Raw genomic sequence first — 17398 nt, 5'->3', positions numbered from 1 at the left:
ATGTCCCACGATTGGAGGATCTGTGTGGCTCGAAGTAGTAGGGCGCTTCCTTGTTAATATCCTCGATCCCGCTGATGTAACGGCTGATGCGGGATGATCCGGTAGGTTCGTCCAGCGACATAGCAGCCGACGAGAACAATAGGGACGACGACTAAAAGTGCGATCGCATCGCGACCGGCGTTCCTCGGTGGAAACCTCTCGGTGGGCCACGTCAATGTGGACGATCTTGCGCGGCCACTCGCTATCTTCCCCGTCGGCACAACCTGATCCGCCGACTACTGGATGGCGATCCTCGAGCTCGACCCCGGGGCGCGATACTGGGGCGTGTTGGGCTCGAACAATTCCACCAGATTTCCAGAGGGATCTTCTAGCAGGATCTGTTTGCCACCGGCGCCCTGGACAGGCTCGTTGCGGAAACGACAGCCCGCCGACCTCAGTTCCTCTACCACTCTGTTCAAGTTTTCCACCGTGAGATGGATGCGGTTCCAGCCGCCCGGCGCCTGCTGCTCTCCTGACGGCATAGGCGAGCCGCCGCCACCGCGCGGGTTCGGCTGGCTGAGATAGAGATGCATGTCGTCACGCGAGATTTCGGCAAAGGACGGGGCAGGATGCATCTCGAGCTTGAAGCCGAGATGTTTCGTGTAGAAATCGATCGAGGCACTGACGTCGTCGACGATGTATCGAAAGCATGCGGCCATGGTCTATGCCTTTGCTACTTGAGTTCGATATCCGGGTTAGCCTACGCCTCTAGTGGTGAACCGCAAGCGTCCAACTCTGCTCGTGGGAGATTCCGGACACTCTGGTCCCGTTTGTGGTCAACTGAACTTTAGTCAATACCACAGCGACGAAATTGGCACTGCGGCGAGCCGGTCATCAAAGTGAACTATGTCCGACCCGTCATAGAGGACGATGCCGTATTTGAACCGGTCCTTGCAGGTTTCGGCCAAGGTTTTCAGCCCACCGAAGTCATCGGACCTTACGGTAGCGCTTGCCTTGATTTCGATACCGGCAATCGCTCCGTCGTCCCGCTCGAGAACGACATCGACTTCCTTCAGCTGCTGATCGCGAAAATATTAGAGGGCGAGCCTCAGGTCTGAGCCCGTCATCAATTTCAGCACTTCTGCGAAGATGAAACTCTCAAGTAACGCGCCAAATTCGTGCCTATTGGCCTTGATGCGTTCGAAGGTTAGGCCGCGGCTGGCGGCCAGGATCCCGGAATCGAGAAAGTGGATCTTTGGGGTTTTCACGATCCGCTTCAGTGCGTTTGTGAACCAAGGCTGCAGTGTGGTTACCAGAAACACCTGCTCCAGCAAGCCTACATAGCGTTGACCAGTTTTGTGGCTAACACCGATGCTTCCACCAAACTGGGAGTAGTTAACCAACTGACCCGAATGCTCTGCAAGCAACCGGACGAACTTCGGAAGCTCGGACAGTTTGTCAAGCTGCGATATCTCGGAGATCCCGCGTCAGGACCGAAGTAAGGTAGGACCGAGCCCAATCCTGCTGTCTTCGCTCTGTCGTGCGGCCGATGGCCTCTGGAAAGCCTCCGAGCAGGACCAGGGAACCCGATCGTCGCCAATTGGGAATAGCGCTTATGACAATTGGAAGTCAAGTTCGTGTCAATTGGAATTTAAGCTTGGGGAAATTGGCTCATAACTTTGATCATTTTTCGAATTACGCTGGTATATCAAAAGTTTACACCATTCGATTTAATCGAATCCGATGGTAACAGCACCGATCCTGGAACACCAGTTAGTGACACCAGAAGAGGTCGATATCGTCCTTGGGCACTCATGGCTAGACCTTGGCGACGAGGTTGTCGGCCCGGCGAACACCTCGACCCGGCAAGAACACCAAGAGCCGCAGCCGCTCTGAGCGTGTCGGAACGATCTAGCGCCTAACGCGCAGCAGTTGACGAGCATTGGGCGAATCCTAATCCGTTCGAAAACGGAGGACCGCCATCGAGAAGAATTTTGAGCGGGACGTCGCGTCCTTTCCGAACGGGTCCGTCGCTGGCACCGCTTAGAAGAAGTTCCATTAGACGAAACCACTTCGGACACGCTTTGCAATGCCGCCGTCGAACTATACGGCGAAGGTTGCTGGATCGTCGACGACATCGCGACGATGCTTATTGGCCCTCTCTTTTCTTAAGCGAGCTCCATGTTCATCAATGTCTTTCCGAGAGGCTTGAGGAAGTTTGTTTCGAGCCACGGGAACCGTTTCGTCTGATCGAAGTTTGAGGTACCGGAGATCATTTCTGATCTCATCACGGAGGAGTTCAACATGCCATCTACAAGCGGATCACAATCGGGCAAAGCCGGGTCAAAGTCCGGAACCAGCAAAAGCGCTTCGGCCAAAAGCTCGAGCTCAACCGGCAAGCAGGGCGGTTCACACGAGCAGCATGTCAAAGCTGGCGAACAGAGCCACAAGAAGTCGAAATAGTCACAATATGCGGGAGCCCCTCAGGGGCTCTTGCCCTTTTCGAAGTGCAAAAATTCTCGAGGCCTTGCAAACCGCGGACGAAGCGGAACATCGAAGTCCGGGGACGTTAGCGCGTGCGACGCGCTCCATCGACTTAAGAGCTTCGACGCCGTCGTTCGCATCGAGATCAGCCGACTACAACGAGCCTGCAGGTCGAGATTTCGGATTGACACCAATTCCAAGGCTCGTCCGAGCGATTCCCTCGCTCGGATCATCACCCATTGTCGCGCCCCGACAGCTCATGGATCTGCAGCAAGCGGTCTCGGTGTCATGCAGCTTTTCCAGCAGCTGCAAATCGTCAGATTGCATCTCCTCGACGAGGAACCCTCCCAGAACTTCCATCGGAGTGACTTTCACGGAACTGAGGCGATCCTTCGCCGCGTCCGCCGCGCGGTTTACGCAAAGTATGGGCATGAACTCGCTGGAACGGCGGCCAGACGCCGCTCCACATGTTCAATCGCATTGCACCCTCTCGAGCAGATGTGTCGCAATCGTGCTCCGGATCGAAAGCCTGACGAAGTCCAGCCAATCGCCCGCTTACGCAACAGGGTAACGAGCCAGAATCACCAGCCAAGCGTAACCGGTGTTCTGCCCCCAAATAGTCTCGTCAGCCATGATCTGTAATCGGCTTTCCATGTGACCAAAGGGAGTCTGTCCATGAAGACTACGCTGGAGCTACTCAGACGGGTAAGGCCGGGCGTGGGGGACATCGCCAATGAACGAGGTGGCGGACCGCTATGGCTGAAAGCCGAACCACCTGTGGTGGTGGCGAAGCGATCGCGCGTCAGGGCAACCTGGTTTTGCCGAGACGGAATTTGGTCGACCCGCTGCATGCTCGTTTGTCGAGGCAAGACGCTTGATGACCGAGAGCGAAACCCTGTTTTTGACGAACATCGCTTCAAGCGATTGTCGGCTGGGCCTACAACTACATGTGCATCCGTCGAAACTGAAGCGGGAACTTCGCGCCGTCCCGATTGTTGCGATCGCGAGTGCGAACGCAGCCTCTGCGAACGTAACCGCAAGGAATGGTCTGCGTCATGGGTGGACGGAGTGGAGGGAATTGAATAAGCAATATTTAGGCAAAAAGCGTCTTGTCGTGATCAGTGACTATCAAGCCGGCTGGTCCGTGCCTTCCTCGCCGCTCTCTATCGAGGAGTTGCGAGCCCAGTGGGCCAGCGGCGCGCGGGGAAGTCCTTTCACTGCCGAACGGCCAATCCATGATCTAGTGGTGCAGGGCGGTTACATTGAACGCCTGCCCCTTGCTTGCTTGAAGATGGGGATAGTCGACATCGTTGAAGTTTGGACGCATTGGCGCGGCGCCCGCCCGCCCCCGGAGGATTTGACGACTAATCCGTTTCTTGTTCGCCGTTCATTTGCAATGAACGGCCCAGAGGCGCCATTCGCGTCGAATGACATGCTAGCCCACATCCTTACGTTTGGTGCTCCCGATATTCTCTGCGTGTGGGGGCTTGGCGTTTCAGAAGACATACTTGTTGCATGCAAGAGCAGCTATAAAATCTACAATTCTATCGATGCTCCTACGTGGCGAGTTCCCCGATCAATCAGCCAACATTTCGATCTCGTGCTGACCGGCGCCTTGTGGCAGTCGCAGGAGGCGAACCGGCGACATCCGGAAATGAAGACGGCGGTCCTTCCGATCGGGCCGGAATTTGCCTCTGAGAGCATGTTCTATCCACTCGATGGCCCACGGCGATATGACATTATCTATGTAGCCGCGGCTCAAGCTTACAAGCGCCACGATATCCTTTTCGATGCCCTGGCTAAGCTTCCGCTTGGTATGAGGGCACTTTGCGTCTGCGGCTATGGGGAACTCGGGAATATTCTACGCGCACAAGTGCAAACCTTGGGAATCGACGTCGACTTTGTTGGTCCGCCAGGCGTGCCATATGCAGAGGTTAATAGTCTAATGAACCAGGCAAAGATCGGCGTGGTTTGCGGCATCAACGACGGCGCGCCGGCAATCTTAACCGAATACATGCTCGCTGGCCTGCCGGTTCTCGCTAACAGCGCTCTCGTTTGCGGACTTCAGTATATTACTCCGCGAACAGGAGAGACTGCAGCAGCGGATGATTTTCACCACGCCATTTTGAGCATGCTTGAAAACCTCTCAAATTATTCGCCGCGCCAGGTTGTCCTCGATAATTGGACGTGGCCACATTCAGTCCGCAAGCTTTGCGAAATCATGGATTCGCGTGCGGGGCAGAAATGACTGCGGAACAAACCGCCGGAGTGGAGGTTGGAAGGCTTCCAATAAACCGCGGATCCGCAAATGAATCTTTCCAGCTCACTCACCCAAGGGTTCCGTACAGCCGAACAACGCAAGGCGCCGATCATATGTTTTTCCCATTTGCGCTGGGATTTTGTGCTGCAGCGTCCCCAGCATTTGATGGAGCGTTTCGCGCGAGATAGACAGGTCTTCTATTTCGAAGAGTTCATCCCCACAGATCACCATTTAGCCTATCTGGAGATCCATCCATTTGAGGGGACGGCGGTGAAAGCCATACGTCCACGAATCCCTCACTGGTTAGGTCAGGACGAGAGGGAGCGTGAACTAAGAAACCTGTTGGATGAACTATTGTCGATCTACGGCGTGGCCCGCCCGATCCTATGGTTCTATACTCCGCTCATGTATGGGCTCGCTCGTCACATCGATGCGGCGGCGGTCATTTACGATTGCATGGACGAGTTGGCCAACTTCAAATTTGCGCCGCCAACTCTCAAGGACGCCGAGGCTGCACTCCTTAAACGCGCCGATGTGGCCTTCACCGGCGGCCACAGCCTGTATGAGGCCAAGCGGCATCTGCATGACAATATTCATCCTTTCCCATCTGGCGTCGATGTAGACCATTTCCACTCTGCTCGTGGAAACCTCGAGGAGCCGGCCGATCAAAGGTCCATCAGCGCTCCAAAGTTCGGATATTATGGCGTCATCGACGAGCGCCTCGACCTCGGCCTCATAAGCGCTGTAGCCAACGCTAGACCGAACCTCTCTTTTGTGTTTATCGGGCCAATCGTCAAGATTTCATCCGACGACCTCCCCAAAGCGGCGAACATCCATTACCTGGGCCGAAAAACATATGGCGAACTGCCAGCGTATGTGTCGGGCTGGAGCGGGGCACTGATGCCATTTGCTCTCGACGACGCAACACGGTTCATAAGCCCCACCAAGACGCCCGAGTATCTTGCTGCTGGTCGACCAATCGTATCGACGCCTATCGCCGACGTCGTGCGTCAATACGGGGGCGTTTCCGGTGTCGCTCTTGCGCGGGATGCCGAGCAGTTTGCCAGAGCGTGCGACGATGCGCTTGCCTTAAAAGAATCCGACGGCGCCTGGCTGAGATCAGTTGATACCCTTCTCGCCGCTTCGTCGTGGGACGACACGTTTCACGCGATGAGTGTGCTGGTTGAGGAAGCCATCATCCGTCGGTCCGCATTCACACATTCTCTCACACAATTCCCATCTCCACCGTCAAGCGCCAGGTCGAGGTCATCCTATGACTACCTAATCGTCGGTGCAGGCTTTGCGGGCTCGGTGCTGGCAGAAAGATTGGCGGCCGATGGGAGGCATGTGCTTTTGTGTGATAGGCGTCCGCATATCGGCGGCAACGCGTACGATTTTCACAATGAAGACGGCATCCTCGTTCATCGATATGGACCGCATATTTTTCATACCAACAGTCAGGAAATTTTCGACTACTTGTCACAATTTACCGATTGGAGGCCGTACCAACACCGTGTGCTCGCCGATATCGGCGATCATCGACTGCCAGTCCCCATCAACCGAACGACCCTCAATGGGTTCTACGGTCTCAATCTGAAGGACGAAGCTGAGGCCGCCTTATTTTTGGCCGCTCGTGCAGAGCCTTGCGATCCGATCGAAACAGCGAAGGATGCGGTTGTCTCCCAGGTCGGTGGCGATCTCTACCGCGCGTTTTTCCAAGGATACACCCGCAAGCAATGGGGTCTCGATCCGAGTCAGCTTGACAGATCGGTAACCTCGCGTGTCCCGGCACGCGTCAGCGATGACGACCGATATTTCCTCGACACCTACCAGGCTATGCCGCTGCATGGCTACACTAGGATGTTCGAGAAAATGTTGGACCACGAGTACATCACCGTATCGCTCGGCACGGAATTCGCCGACATCCGAAGGGACCATCCCGAGGCACATACGATTTTCACAGGACCGATCGACGAATATTTTGATTATCGCTTCGGTCGTCTTCCATACCGGAGCCTTGAGTTCCGACACGAAACACATGATGCCAGACGCCTGCTACCAGTCGGCGTGATCAACTATCCTTCGGAGACAGTGCCGTATACGAGGATTACCGAATACAAGCATCTGACTGGCCAGATCCATCCGAAGACAACCATTTCCTATGAGTTCGCCGGTGGAGAAGGGGAACCCTACTATCCCATCCCTCGACCGGACAATCAGGCACTGTACAAGCAATATGAAGCTGTTGCGCGACGTTCTAGCGACGTGACATTTGTCGGTCGGCTGGCGACATACAAGTACTATAATATGGATCAGGTGGTGGGCCAGGCTCTGGCGACATACCGGAAGATGTCAAAGGCGCACGCGAGCACCATTGCTGCGAGCGTGAAATGACAAGAGTATTGCAGCACATCGTTATCGCCACCGACAGCCGCGAGCCGTCCGGGATGGGCGAGCACATGCTTACGCTCGGACAGGCGCTTAGAACACACTACAAAGTCACGCTTGCGGCTCCGCCGAACTCCGCGTTGCTGACCCGCGCCGTATGCCGCGGCTTGGCGATCAAGAGCGCCGATGACCCGGCGGCATTTGAAGAATGGCTGCGTTCATCGGGTGCATCGCTGCTTCACATCCATGCCGGCATCGGGTGGGAGGGACACGAGATTGCCCGTGTAGGAGGCAATTGCGGAATTCCCGTCATACGAACGGAGCATTTGCCATATTTGCTGACAGATGCCGAACAGATCGCGCAGTATCATAGAGGGATTTTGACAGTTGCCCATCATATCGTAGTCTCCGAGGCCTCTCGCAAGAGTTTTGAAAGAAATGGTGTGGATCCGGCGCGGCTGACGGTTGTCCGCAACGGGATATATGCGTGGGATCGGGGGGAAAGCGACGCAGACGGGATCGGCGAACGCCCGTTTCAATCCCGACCAACCCTTCTTACGGTGGCGCGGTTTTCGAAACAGAAGGATCACGCTGCCCTCGTAAGGGCGATGCCAACAGTGGTTGCAGTCCATCCCAGCGCCTTACTTCTTCTCGTGGGGGAGGGCGAGGAAATGAATGCTATCCACGATCTGGTCGACGAACTGTTACTGCGCGATCATGTCCAGTTTCTCGGACACCGAAATGACGTTCCCAACATCATGATGAATGCCGACCTCTTTGTCCTGCCCTCGCGCTTTGAGGGCCTGCCGTTGGCGGTGCTCGAAGCAATGTCTGTAGGACTAACGGTCGTCGCAACCCGAATTGGGGGGACCATCGAAGCGCTTGGCGAAGATCACCCATTCTTAGCTGAGCCAGGAAATCCCTCCTCCCTAACTGATGTTTTGATCGACGCGCTCTCTGATCCCATTCGCGCCAGGTTAATAGGTCGGTCTGGCATGATTCGATTTCACAGCGCCTTTTCAGCGGAGCGGATGGCCACCGAAACGGTTGCCGTCTACCAACGGTTTCTCCCGGCCAAAACAGAAGTCAAATGAGGACACCCTTTCATGGACAAGACACGGATTGGCTTCATCGGCGTCGGAGGAATCGCGCACCGCCATCTCGACATCCTTGCCGGGTTTGACGATGTGGCGCTCGTCGCCTTTGCGGATCTTGACTTAGGTCGCGCAAGCGAAGCTGCGTCGCGCTTTGGCGCGAAAGCGTTCGCCAGCCACCAGGCCATGCTGGACGCCGAAGCGCTCGATGCAGTTTATATTTGCATACCTCCCTTTGCGCACGGCGACGCGGAGCGGGAGCTGATCCAACGCGGCGTCCCGTTCTTTGTCGAGAAGCCTATCACGCTCGATTTGGCCCTTGCCGAAGAACTTGCAACCATGATTGCGCGAGCGAAATTGATAACAGCCGTGGGTTACCACTGGCGGTACCTCGATACTGTAGAGGAGGCCCGCCGGTTGTTGGTGGAAAACCCGGCGCAACTTCTTTCCGGCTACTGGTTGGACCAGACGCCTCCACCGCAATGGTGGTGGAAGATTGATCGATCAGGTGGACAGATGATCGAACAGACCACTCATATCATTGACCTGGCGCGTTACCTCATTGGCGAAGTTACGGACGTATATGGTCGTGTCGGCTTTAAAGATCGTTCAGAATTTCCCGGCCTCGATGTGCCCGCGGTTGCGACCGCGACAATGACCTTCGAATCCGGCGTCATCGCCAACTTTTCCTCGACCTGCCTTCTCGGCTGGAACCATCGGGTGGGGCTCAACATCTTCGCCGATCGTCTTGCGATAGAATTGACAGATCATGACATCATGGTCGATGTCGGAGCAGGACGTCCGGTTCGCCAAGCCGAAGGCGATCCCGTCTGGCGCGAGGATCGCGATTTTGTCGACGCCGTGCGCGGGCAGGAAAACCACATTCGCTGTGCCTACTCGGACGCGCTCGCAACGCATCGGATCGCGCTGGCTGTCGCAGCCTCAGCTCGACAAGACGAACCCGTAAGACTCGACCCTCCTGTCTTCGAGCGCAGGCCGATGGCTCCTCTTGTGCATCAATCCCGTAAAGATGAGCCGCAGGGCCTGCAGCCCGGCCATCGGCGAATTCGTTCGCTGGGCATAGAACGTGAGGGGAAAGCATTCTTTTTGGAATACGAAGAGGGCCCGCCCCCCGAAGGCCATATCCGGTTGGAGACGTTGTATAGCGGATTTTCAGCAGGTACCGAACTCACGTTCATGAAAAATACCAATCCTTACTTCCATTCGAGGTTCGATGGCGAGAGAGGTGTATTTGTGGAAGGCGAGGCTGACCTTCACTATCCAGTTCCCTTTCTTGGCTACATGGAGGTGGCGCGGGTCTCGGAGACACGCGCGGCCGGCTTCGCGAACGGCGATATTGTCGCGACGACCTTTGCGCACAAGAGCGGCCACACTGCAGACCCATGCCATGACGTGCTGGTGCCGCTTTCCAACGATATCGATCCCATGCTTGGAGTGTTCGTCGCTCAGATGGGACCGATCGCGGCTAATGGAATTTTGCACGCCGATTCAGAGGCGTTCGGAAGCAGCGTGCCTTACCTCGGCGCTGGCATTGAGGGACGAAACGTCGTTGTTCTCGGTGCGGGAACGGTGGGTCTGATGACTGCGCTGTTTGCGCAGAAGAGCGGCGCTTCCAACGTCATTGTCGGCGACCCGTCGGAATTCCGTCAGAACAGGGCCCACGATCTTGGCCTCGGCGCGATGGAGGAGGAGCTAGTGTGGCAGCACGTGAAGGCCCGTTGGCACAACGGCGGCAGAGACCGCGGCGCCGATGTAGTGTTCCAGACGCGTGCGCAGGCGACTAGCTTGCATACTGCGCTCAAGGCGTTGCGGCCGCAGGGAACAGTCATCGATCTCGCCTTTTACCAAGGTGGAGCTCAGGCATTGCGGCTTGGCGAAGAGTTTCATCACAATGGTCTCAACATCAGGTGCGCCCAAATCAATCGTGTGCCGCGCGGATTGGGGGCGTTGTGGGACCGATGTCGGCTTGCCGGAGAGACAGTTGGCCTAATGCGAAGCCACGGCTCTGCTATCCGCGACCACATGATCACGCACGTCGTTCCATTTGATGATGCGCCGCAATTCTTGGCCGATCTCATTACGAACCGGCCAGAATTCCTGCAAATTGTTTTCAAGGTTCAAGAATGAGGTCGCGCAAACAACCAGTCCGCATCCTTTTCGTATTCGCATGGTTGGTCGTTGGCGGTGAAGAGACCGAAGTCCGGCTCCTTGCCCGAAATCTCAATCGAAGCCGCTATCGCATTGACGTCGTGGCATGTTTCCACAAGCCGAACATGCCTGAGCAGACACATGAGCAGCTAACTGCGTTGGGCGTGGATGTCGATACGACCCCTTATGCATTGTCGTTTGAGGATACGATAACCTATCTGGCAACGAAAATCCCAGGCTACGACGTGGTGGTCTCCTGCCAGAACGTCGCCGATATTTACCCGGCGCTTGGACGTCTCCATCTTCGCCCGCCGCTGATCGAACATGGCGGGCTGGTGTCGGAGGCGCTTGCGGGGCCGAAGCACTTCACAAGTCGCTACGTCGGCGTCTGTCGATCAATCCGCGACGCCGCAGCCTCCGTGATGCCCGGTCGTGAATCAAGCGCTCTTGAAATCCCGTCGATGGTCGATTTCTCGGAATTTGACGCCACCCGGCGTGCCGCAAACCGTTCGTCACTGGGCGTGGCCGAGGATTCGGTCCTGGTCGGCTGGGTCGGACGGCTTGATCCCAAAAAAAACGTCGAAGACTTCATAGAGGCCGCGGCAATGGTGCATAAGGACGTTGCGTCTGCGCGTTTTGTGATTGTAGGGGGGGCCGACGCGTTCCATCCGGAGTACGCTATACAGTTGCATTCGCTTGCTGCTAAGCGGGGATTGGGTGAGGTGCTTTCCTTTCTCGGAGATCGGAAGGATGTTCCCAACCTTCTGTCAGCCTTCGATATTTTTACCTGGCTCTCGCGCGACGAGGGGATGCCGCATGTTCTAGCGGAGGCAGGTGCAGCAGGTCTGCCCGTCATCGCGACGCCTGACAACGGGGCGCTTCAGCAGGTGGAGGAGGGGACTTCGGGTCTCTTCGTGCCCTACAACGATCCTGCCGCTGTCGCTCAGGCCATGATGAAGCTTATTGTGTCAGCCGAACTGCGTGCCCGGTTGGGCAAAGCCTTGATGTCAAAAGTTGAAAATGACTACAGCGCCGCTACGATCGTGCCGCGATGGGAAGGTCTCTTTATGGATGTCCTGGAAGACCGAGCGCGAGCGGGGCCATCTGGTTTGTTCAAATCTTTCATTCAGGGCGGTTTCGAGTGTTCAACGCACCGCCTCCGTCCAGGCGAGGGCGAAACTGCGGGGACGCGTCTCGATGTCCTCGGCTCGACGGGCCACGACTCGCATGCGCGACAGGACTACGATCAACTGAAAGCGCACCGGATCGAAACCGTGCGCGACGGCCTCCGCTGGCATCTTATAGAGCCGTCATCTGGCCACTATGATTGGTCTAGCTTTCTTCCGATGCTCGAAGCGGCGAAAGACGCGGGCACCCAGGTCATCTGGGATCTTTTGCACTATGGCTGGCCAGACCATATCGATATTTGGGGGCAGGAGTTTGTGTCACGGTTCGCTAATTTTGCTGGTGCAGTCGCAGCAGTGGTGCGGGAAAATACGGGAGACGTTCCCTTCTATTGCCCCGTGAACGAGATCTCGTTTTTGTCGTGGGGTGGAGGTGACGCCGGCTACCTGAACCCTTTTGCAAACGGACGCGGGTTCGAATTGAAAGTCCAGCTCGCGCGCGCTTCTATCGCCGCCATGGATGCCATCCTTGCTGTCGATCCACGGGCGCGTTTCGTACACTGCGATCCCGTTATCAATGTCGTCATCGATCCTTCGCGACCCTGGGAGAAGCTTGTTGCCGAAGCACACCGGCAGTCGCAGTTCCAGGGGTGGGATTTATTAGCAGGAAAGCTATGGCCTCAAATCGGCGGTGCAGATCGCTATCTCGATATCGTTGGGGTCAACTACTATCACAATAATCAGTGGATGCACGGGGGGCCACCGATCGACGCAACCAACGCGCATTACAAACCATTTAGGACTATTTTGATCGAAACCTATGCCCGATATGGCAAACCGATATTCGTTGCCGAAACCGGTATCGAAGCCGAAAGGCGCCCTGGTTGGATCATGTATGTTTATAGCGAGGTCGTTGCCGCGATGGATGCCGGAGTTCCGATCGAAGGCATATGCTTGTACCCAATCGTAAACCATTCCGGATGGGATGATGATCGACCGTGTCAAAACGGTCTTCTGTCGGCGGAAATTTCTGACGCAACTCGCGTCGTATATCAACCTCTAGCAGAAGCGTTGGAATGTATACAGCGAGACCTTATCGGAAGGAGCGGGCTTTCCTAAAGCTAAGTTTGCGCTCGAGTCTCTCGCGCCACAACCTGTCAGGATAATCGCGCTGTTAGATCCCATGGGAGTAGTTAGCGACCCGCGCGCCGTGGCAGAGTGGGTTCGCCAAAAAACTCTCCATGGGATCTAATTGCGCGTAGTCGAGGACGACGCCTTCGTCGTCCACATCGAATTCAGCTTTGTAGCCACGATGGCCACCCAAGCCGCCCGAGGCGCGGAGAAGAGGACGGCGCCGAGCCGGGGGCGTGCCGGGCGCGAGGAATTCTTTCCTGAACTGTAATTCGATGAGTCGCTAAGGCTCCCCGCTCAACCGTTCGTAACGAATAGCACTAAATTAGCTTGCCCTCCCGAGCTCGCCTAGCCGCGTGCGCACGCCTCCATCCAGGCGAAGGGTTAGCACGAAGATGCGGCCGCCGGCCGGCGCCGTGTGGTAGCTTCAGCAGCGATCCATAGTCGAAGGGCTGCCACTCCAAAGCAGCCCCGATCGCAAGCCTGGTGCCTGACATGACCGGCGGGACGGCGTTTCCAATCTGGCGGCGGACGAATCCTCGCCGTCGGTGAATTCCCAGCAGTTGGGGAATCCTTGCAGACGAGCGCGCTTGCGCAAGGTGAGCGAGGGTAGGAACCCTTCACCGATCCGGTCGGCTTCCTCCCAAGTAGGCGCCGCGTCGGCCACGCCTACTTCGCAACCCAGCGCGCCATTTCCTTCCCAAGACCCGCCCCAGCTCGACGCCATCCCGGATGACGACATGGTTCCGTCGCGCTTCGATCCAAGCTTCTTTCCACCGTTTGCCATCAGATCGCCGATCGCCATGGCGTCTCCGCGCATGCCGGCGAGCAAAATCCGGCTTCGTTCCCGTGGGACGCCGTATTCTTCTGTTTCCACGCGATAGATCTGTATCGTCAAGCGGCCGTACGCCTCTGCCAAGGCCAGCGAGAGCTGCTGCGACAGCGTGTCCTGCGAAATCGGCTTTCGAACGACCGGAACATCCGCGAGGGATCGTGATGCTGTCGCGGTAGCCGGTCGCGGACTCGCAGGGAATCTTTCGGCGAGTCAGCTCGATGGCTGCCGACTGTCGGCTGGGGCCTTGCGGGCTGCCGCTTCGAAAGGCAGAAGTGTAGCTACCGGCGGCATTTTATTCTATAAATGTTCTCATTTGACGCGAGAGTCAGAACAACTCCCTTCCCACCGCTGTGCTGGATCGATGCGGCATCATCACCTATCGCGACCTGTGCTCGGCTGCCTTCAACTCAACGATAGGCCATCGTACCCAACAATATTCTGGTTTTTCGTCTCATGAGGCGTACAGTGCTCATGTCGCCGGAAAGCACATCCCGGGTGACATTATGGAGAGACTTCAGGCTACTTGGATCAGCCTCAGCCGCCTGAAGCTTCTTCAGTGCTCTGTCTTGTGACGAGGCAGAGCACATAGAGGGAGGCGTTCTGACAGTGTTTCCGCGCTCACGCGAAACCTGCAGAACGCCCCTCGATCTCGTAAATAGTAGGCTCGAGCAAAGCCGGCGGCCGCCTAACGTTCGGCAAGGCGGGCTGTTCAGATCAACAACTCCTTGGCTCGAGCATCGATCTTCTCGCAAGCATCCTCGAATGGATCAAACATCGGCACTAAAGGAGAAGCGCCGAGGAGAAGAAGTGCTCTTAGATGCTGCCAGCCGCCTTCCTCGCCAAGGACTGTCGCATAGGATGTCATCGGCTCAAGCGCCTCACCGGCATATAGCCGTTCGTATTCCGCAAAGTTCGAGAAATTTTCGCGATTGCTGTCCGAGGGATGGAAGGTCTCCGCCGCAGCGCCCTGAGCAAGGATCACTTCGTGAGTCGCGAGCAGGACGGCGTAATACTCAATCGTCATATCGTCGTGGGGTGCGATCGGTGCGATCGTCGTACCATTCACGAGATCCTTCACGCGGATCAAAACGCCATTCAGGAATAGCGCATGGCCAGGCGACAGGTAGAGATCCGAATGTGGCGTATCCTCATCCAGCGCATGGCGCGCCACTCGGATCGGCACGACGCTGTCATGCCAGTGCGGGCCGCCCTTCTTGAACACTTGGCGACCGACCCATTTGATCGCGCGGGTGTCTCCGCCCGGAAGTGTGACGCGATCGCCAATCCGAAGATCCTCGACATACTTTTCACCGCAATCGGTGAGGATCGACGTGCCTTGCAGGAAGCATTGCGCACCACCGCCACCTCCGGCTCCGCCGGAATTGCCGCGCCCGCTGCCGGGGCCGCCCCCGTTGCGCCATCCCAAATGCAGGCCCGCCGCGCGTGCTGGCGACGATGAAGCCGCCAGGGCAATGCCCGCCACGCTCGCGAAACGAGCACCGGCAGCGGCGGCCACCCCCAGAAAACGCCGGCGTGCAGTATTACGGGGCAGATTGGGATCTCTCAAGTAAGTCATCCTGACACTCCTTTTAAAAAGGGACGGGAGCCCGAATAAATCGCGGAATGAGATCCCGAACACAAGACTTACTGTTGTATTCATCCAGAACAAGAAGCCCATAATTCTAGATTGTCTTCAAAATCATGCTAGGTGGACCTAGGTCTTATACTTACATAGTGGTATTTGTCGGCCAGAATAGCCTTAAATAGTATTACTTAACGCCTGTCCGATACCGCAATAATCCATACGTCGTGCCCCTGCGTACTTGAGGATGTCGGCTCGTTTTAGTTGATTAAGACCCGGGTGGAGAAGCTCTGTTCTGGGCACATCGCAACGAACCACGCCGATTGACTGAGGTCACCGGCTAATGATGTTTCGGACAACGGTTTCAGGCGCTGGTCTCAGTGTCGGGTATTTACCGATGATCCTCGAATAAGACTGTCATCGGCTACGTACTCCTGGATCAGAAAAGCGGCAATATCCTCGGATGTCGTTACACCTTCATCGAATAACGCCAATGCCTCACGGCAGAGCGTAGCGGAACGACCGACAATCGGAGTAGCGCCGTAGTAGCGGTACCACAAGACAACAGCCCTTGAGATCATTTGAAACTCAGCCGCAGTGATATAATTCATCTCAGGCATCCCCGCATAGATGACATAAGACACACAAGATAGAGAGTCGGTCTTCCATTACTATGGGACCTAAGTCCTAACGGCATATCCTGCCCTGTGCTGACGCCCGCGTTGTAGCTGAGCGGAACGCTTCGCTGATGGGTGCCCCGATCATTCCGTAGCCTGCTGATAAAAGTCGGCAAATCAGGCCCATCAACGCTGAGATCACGCTGCTAGAGCGCGGCGTGAACTGTTCCGCTCATGCAGCAAGGCCGTCGCGGCGCCCTTCTGCTCGATGCTCAAACGGCAAATCCATCACAATTTGTGGAGAAACAAATGAACGTACTCGTTATCGCGACGACTTCGGGATGGATCGGGTGCGCCGCGTCGTGCAGTACCTGGCGCAGCTAATGCATGAAAGCGGCGACTTCCGCTACGATCGCGAGATCTGGGGGCCAACGCGCCGGTGCAGACCCGTTACGACACGCGCACCGATCTCGGCAACACGCCGGCTGCCGACGGCGACGGCAAGAAGTATATGGGCCGAACCGGCATGCAGCTCACCGGCAAGGCAAACTACCAGGCATTCTACGATTGGTGCGACGGGAAAGGTTTCAATCCGCCTGACTTCGTAGCCAATCCGGATCTCGTCAATGCCGACCCATGGGAAGGACTCGTGCCGCTTTGGTATTGGGACACGCACAACCTCAATCGCTTCGCTGACCAGGGCGATATCGAGACCATCACCAAGAAGATCAACGGCGGCATGAAAGGTTTTGACGATCGCGTCGCGCATTTCGCGCGCCTGGCGCTGGTCGTGCTGGGCTGGAGGCCATGCGCGAATTTCAGGCGTCGAAGGGTTTGGTCGCAGACGGTGATGTCGGGCCGAAGACGCGCGCGGCACTCCATGCCGAATTGCTTGCGATGTCTGGAGCGACGATGGCGCAGGGCTTTGTCTCAGCGCCGGTTGTGGCTGACAAGGCGGTTGTCCCGGCCGCCGTCGAAACGCAGGTGAAAAAGAAGTTCAGCCTGCTCGGCTGGATTGGCGGACTTGGTACCGGCTTGAGCACGGGCCTTGGCTTCCTCGGTGGCATGGACTGGCGGACCATCCTCGCGATCGGCGGCTTCGACATTGGTCGCGTTCTTGCTGGCGCTGTTGCTGCGGCACTCGATCATCGCGGCCGTGAAGGACATCCGCGCGGCCGTCGAGGGCTAGGCCGGTGGAAGGGAATGTGGCTGCTGTTCAGGAGGACATTTCTGAAATGCGTCCAGTTACCGATGACGTCAAGCGTTGGAAGCTAATGGGTCTAGGTGCTATCGGGGTTATTGGCATCGGGAGCATGGCGCTGGGTGTCACATTTGCCGACGTCATCCGTCGGATAGTGGTCGCTGTCATCGCCCGATAGGAGCGAACAAACTTGGCCACAATCTAGCACTACTTTGGCAGATTAATCCTCGGTTAACGATGATCGGCGATCCTTGGCACTTCAACAGGGGTGCGAAGGATGGCAGAGCAGGATGTTGCACTGACGGAATGGCTGAAGCCGTTTGTTGAGAAGCTTGGCCACAAGAAGCGTCGGCAGATGTGCCCGATCTATGTTTCTGGCCTGATCGGGCCGGGAGATCGCAAGAGTATCGAGCCGATGGCGGAGCGCCTGGCACCTGATCGCTATGACCGCCTGCATCATTTCATCTCGGATGGCATTTGGGACGCCGGTCCACTTGAGGCGGAATTGGCGGTGCAGGCTGACAGAATAGTCGG

At 56.7% G+C, this 17398-nt stretch carries 10 protein-coding genes and 3 pseudogenes; 7 read left to right on the top strand and 6 right to left on the bottom strand.

The features are described from left to right. Positions 1-275: 275 nt before the first annotated feature. Both BSG20_RS16100 and BSG20_RS16095 read right to left on the bottom strand, forming a co-directional pair. The gene (locus BSG20_RS16100) at positions 276-698 is read right to left on the bottom strand and encodes a VOC family protein (protein WP_072378543.1); all 423 of its coding nucleotides are present in this window, start codon (positions 696-698) and stop codon (positions 276-278) included. Positions 699-830: 132 nt separating this feature from the next. Then, positions 831-1560 (bottom strand): annotated as a pseudogene (locus tag BSG20_RS16095) (ATP-binding protein); the annotation flags it as partial. Positions 1561-3340: 1780 nt separating this feature from the next. Here BSG20_RS16095 and BSG20_RS16085 point away from each other — a divergent pair. The 4 genes and pseudogenes from BSG20_RS16085 (at position 3341) to BSG20_RS16070 (ending at position 12617) form a co-directional block, all read left to right on the top strand. Then, a complete protein-coding gene (locus tag BSG20_RS16085; RefSeq protein ID WP_083539966.1) occupies positions 3341-4711 on the top strand; it encodes a glycosyltransferase in 1371 nt (456 codons plus the stop codon). Between the two features lie 60 nt (positions 4712-4771). Further along, a complete protein-coding gene (gene glf / locus BSG20_RS16080; protein ID WP_072378541.1) occupies positions 4772-7117 on the top strand; it encodes a UDP-galactopyranose mutase in 2346 nt (781 codons plus the stop codon). Positions 7118-7182: 65 nt separating this feature from the next. After that, a pseudogene (locus BSG20_RS16075) lies at positions 7183-10353 on the top strand (glycosyltransferase). Beyond that, complete coding sequence (locus BSG20_RS16070) at positions 10350-12617, top strand: glycosyltransferase family 4 protein (RefSeq protein WP_072378538.1); 2268 nt, start codon at positions 10350-10352, stop codon at positions 12615-12617. Before BSG20_RS16075 ends, BSG20_RS16070 begins: the two are co-directional and overlap by 4 nt. Before the next feature lie 439 nt (positions 12618-13056). Here the strand turns inward: BSG20_RS16070 and BSG20_RS16065 are convergent, their stop codons facing one another. From BSG20_RS16065 to BSG20_RS37475, 4 genes are all read right to left on the bottom strand, one after another. Next, entirely contained in the window at positions 13057-13434 is a 378-nt protein-coding gene (locus BSG20_RS16065; protein WP_143147493.1) for a hypothetical protein, read from the bottom strand. A 739-nt stretch (positions 13435-14173) separates the two neighbouring features. Further along, positions 14174-15040: a Hint domain-containing protein gene (locus BSG20_RS16060; RefSeq protein ID WP_093041208.1), complete on the bottom strand. Its 867-nt coding sequence runs from the start codon at positions 15038-15040 to the stop codon at positions 14174-14176. Between the two features lie 383 nt (positions 15041-15423). After that, positions 15424-15657 (bottom strand): hypothetical protein, encoded by a 234-nt coding sequence (locus tag BSG20_RS16055; protein WP_143147492.1) that lies wholly within the window; start codon positions 15655-15657, stop codon positions 15424-15426. Positions 15658-16069: 412 nt separating this feature from the next. Further along, positions 16070-16432 (bottom strand): hypothetical protein, encoded by a 363-nt coding sequence (locus tag BSG20_RS37475; protein ID WP_072378532.1) that lies wholly within the window; start codon positions 16430-16432, stop codon positions 16070-16072. 38 nt (positions 16433-16470) lie between these two features. Here BSG20_RS37475 and BSG20_RS37470 point away from each other — a divergent pair, with 38 nt between their 5' ends. The 3 genes and pseudogenes from BSG20_RS37470 to BSG20_RS16035 form a co-directional block, all read left to right on the top strand. Then, on the top strand, positions 16471-16938 hold the full coding sequence (locus BSG20_RS37470; RefSeq protein WP_244541385.1) for a peptidoglycan-binding domain-containing protein: 468 nt from the start codon (positions 16471-16473) through the stop codon (positions 16936-16938). After that, a pseudogene (locus tag BSG20_RS16040) lies at positions 16845-17042 on the top strand (DUF1515 family protein); the annotation flags it as partial. The gene BSG20_RS37470 and the pseudogene BSG20_RS16040, both read left to right, overlap by 94 nt. Before the next feature lie 99 nt (positions 17043-17141). Beyond that, positions 17142-17398, top strand: a 257-nt coding sequence (locus BSG20_RS16035) for a transposase (RefSeq protein ID WP_143147496.1), incomplete at its 3' end; no start/stop codon positions are given.

Origin of the sequence: Rhizobium tibeticum (genome assembly GCF_900110205.1) — a bacterium.
Lineage (GTDB): Bacteria > Pseudomonadota > Alphaproteobacteria > Rhizobiales > Rhizobiaceae > Rhizobium > Rhizobium tibeticum.
Note: the sequence above shows the minus strand (reverse complement) of the source record. Positions and strands in the feature narration are given on the sequence as shown.

What these genes read in the sequence shown, in the direction of transcription:
- BSG20_RS37470 (WP_244541385.1), top strand. Translation starts at nt 16,471, where the DNA reads ATGCGCGAATTTCAGGCGTCGAAGGGTTTGGTCGCAGACGGTGATGTC.
- glf (WP_072378541.1), top strand. Translation starts at nt 4,772, where the DNA reads ATGAATCTTTCCAGCTCACTCACCCAAGGGTTCCGTACAGCCGAACAA.
- BSG20_RS16085 (WP_083539966.1), top strand. Translation starts at nt 3,341, where the DNA reads ATGACCGAGAGCGAAACCCTGTTTTTGACGAACATCGCTTCAAGCGAT.
- BSG20_RS16070 (WP_072378538.1), top strand. Translation starts at nt 10,350, where the DNA reads ATGAGGTCGCGCAAACAACCAGTCCGCATCCTTTTCGTATTCGCATGG.
- BSG20_RS16100 (WP_072378543.1), bottom strand. Translation starts at nt 698, where the DNA reads ATGGCCGCATGCTTTCGATACATCGTCGACGACGTCAGTGCCTCGATC.
- BSG20_RS16065 (WP_143147493.1), bottom strand. Translation starts at nt 13,434, where the DNA reads ATGGCGATCGGCGATCTGATGGCAAACGGTGGAAAGAAGCTTGGATCG.
- BSG20_RS37475 (WP_072378532.1), bottom strand. Translation starts at nt 16,432, where the DNA reads ATGCGCGACGCGATCGTCAAAACCTTTCATGCCGCCGTTGATCTTCTT.
- BSG20_RS16060 (WP_093041208.1), bottom strand. Translation starts at nt 15,040, where the DNA reads ATGACTTACTTGAGAGATCCCAATCTGCCCCGTAATACTGCACGCCGG.
- BSG20_RS16055 (WP_143147492.1), bottom strand. Translation starts at nt 15,657, where the DNA reads ATGAATTATATCACTGCGGCTGAGTTTCAAATGATCTCAAGGGCTGTT.